This window comes from Streptomyces sp. NPDC033845, from assembly GCF_055576225.1.
This window is the reverse complement of sequence record NZ_JBVIRI010000083.1, coordinates 1-1,203: the sequence shown is the minus strand read 5'-3', so window position 1 is coordinate 1,203 and position 1,203 is coordinate 1. Positions and strand designations below refer to the sequence as shown.

The 1,203-nt window shown below is 66.4% G+C and carries 1 protein-coding gene and 1 pseudogene; both read right to left on the bottom strand.

Going from position 1 to position 1,203, the window contains the following annotated elements; genetic code table 11:
• Positions 1–139: pseudogene (locus ACZ50K_RS37920) on the bottom strand (IS3-like element ISFsp8 family transposase); the annotation flags it as partial.
• A complete protein-coding gene (locus ACZ50K_RS37915) occupies positions 111–1,100 on the bottom strand; it encodes an IS110 family RNA-guided transposase (protein ID WP_468912043.1) in 990 nt (329 codons plus the stop codon). The gene ACZ50K_RS37915 and the pseudogene ACZ50K_RS37920, both read right to left, overlap by 29 nt.
• Between the last annotated feature and the right edge of the window lie 103 nt (positions 1,101–1,203).

The window sequence follows — 1,203 nt, the reverse complement described above, 5'->3', positions numbered from 1 at the left end:
ATATCGCGGTGCGGGCGGCGGCCCGGCTGGGCCAGGGACGACTGTCACCCAGCTCGTTCTTGAGAGTGGAGAAGAACGATTCTGCGAGGGCGTTGACGCTCCTATAGCTGTCAACTGGCCGTACGGGGTGTCTTTTGAGCGGGTCGGAGCAGGTGATAGACCTCGCGGATGACGTAGCGTTTGAGGCAGCGGATGATCTCGCGTTTCGTCTTTCCTTCGGTGGTCCGGCGGGCGACGTAGTCGATCGTGGGCTGATGGAATTGCATCCGGACGATGACGGTTCGGTAGATCGCGGCGTTCAGCTGTCGGTGGCCGCCGTGGTTGATGCGATGCCTGCCGCTGGTCATGCCGGAGCCGGTGGGCACGGGAGCGATGCCCGCGAGCTTGGCGAGAGCGGCCTCGGACTTGATGCGCTCGGGGTTGTCTCCGGCGACGACAAGGATTTCCGCGGCGGTGTCCACTCCGATGCCGAACGGCTCCAGCAGCTGAGGAGCGGTTCGCTGGACCAGGTCGCCGATCATCTTCGTCAGTTCTTTGGCCTCGGCGTCGAGGTACTGCCACCGCTTGGCGAGCGTCCGTAGCGTGTGACGCAGTGCGTCCTCGGGTCCTTCCAGGCGGCGAGGACGCAGGGCTGCCAGCTGCCGGGCCAGGGTGATCTGCGTCTTTCCCGCGGTTTCCCGGCGCAGGCTGTCCGGGGCGTGGACCAGCATGGCCTTCATCGTGACCATGGCCGCGGCGCGCTGTTCAACGGCCTGGTCGTGCGCGACCTTGAGCCGGCGGATCATCTCCGCTTCGCCGTCGGCGCTCTTCGGTGTGGCGGTCGCGAACCCGGCGAGGACGGCGCGGGCGGCGTTCTCGGCGTCCAGGGTGTCGGATTTTCCGTTCACGCGCCGCAGTCGCCGGTCCGGGCGGCCGGCCTCGACCACCTTGTGGCCGGACCTGCGCAGGAACGATGTCAGTGTGGCGCCGTAGGAGCCGGTGCCTTCGATCCCGAACGCCAGAATCCTGCCGAAGGAGGCTGCCCAGTGCAGCAGTTGCTGGAAACCTCCGGTATCGGTGGGAATGGTCAAGGTGCCCAGGATCCCGCCGATCGTGTCCATCACCGCCGCGACGTGGACGTGTTTGTGCGTGTCGACACCGATCACGACATGCCCGGACCTGGGCTGCTCGATGGTCTGCACGATCTTCCTTCCGGCCGGTAGC

What these genes read in the sequence shown, in the direction of transcription:
- ACZ50K_RS37915 (WP_468912043.1), bottom strand. Translation starts at nt 1,100, where the DNA reads ATGGACACGATCGGCGGGATCCTGGGCACCTTGACCATTCCCACCGAT.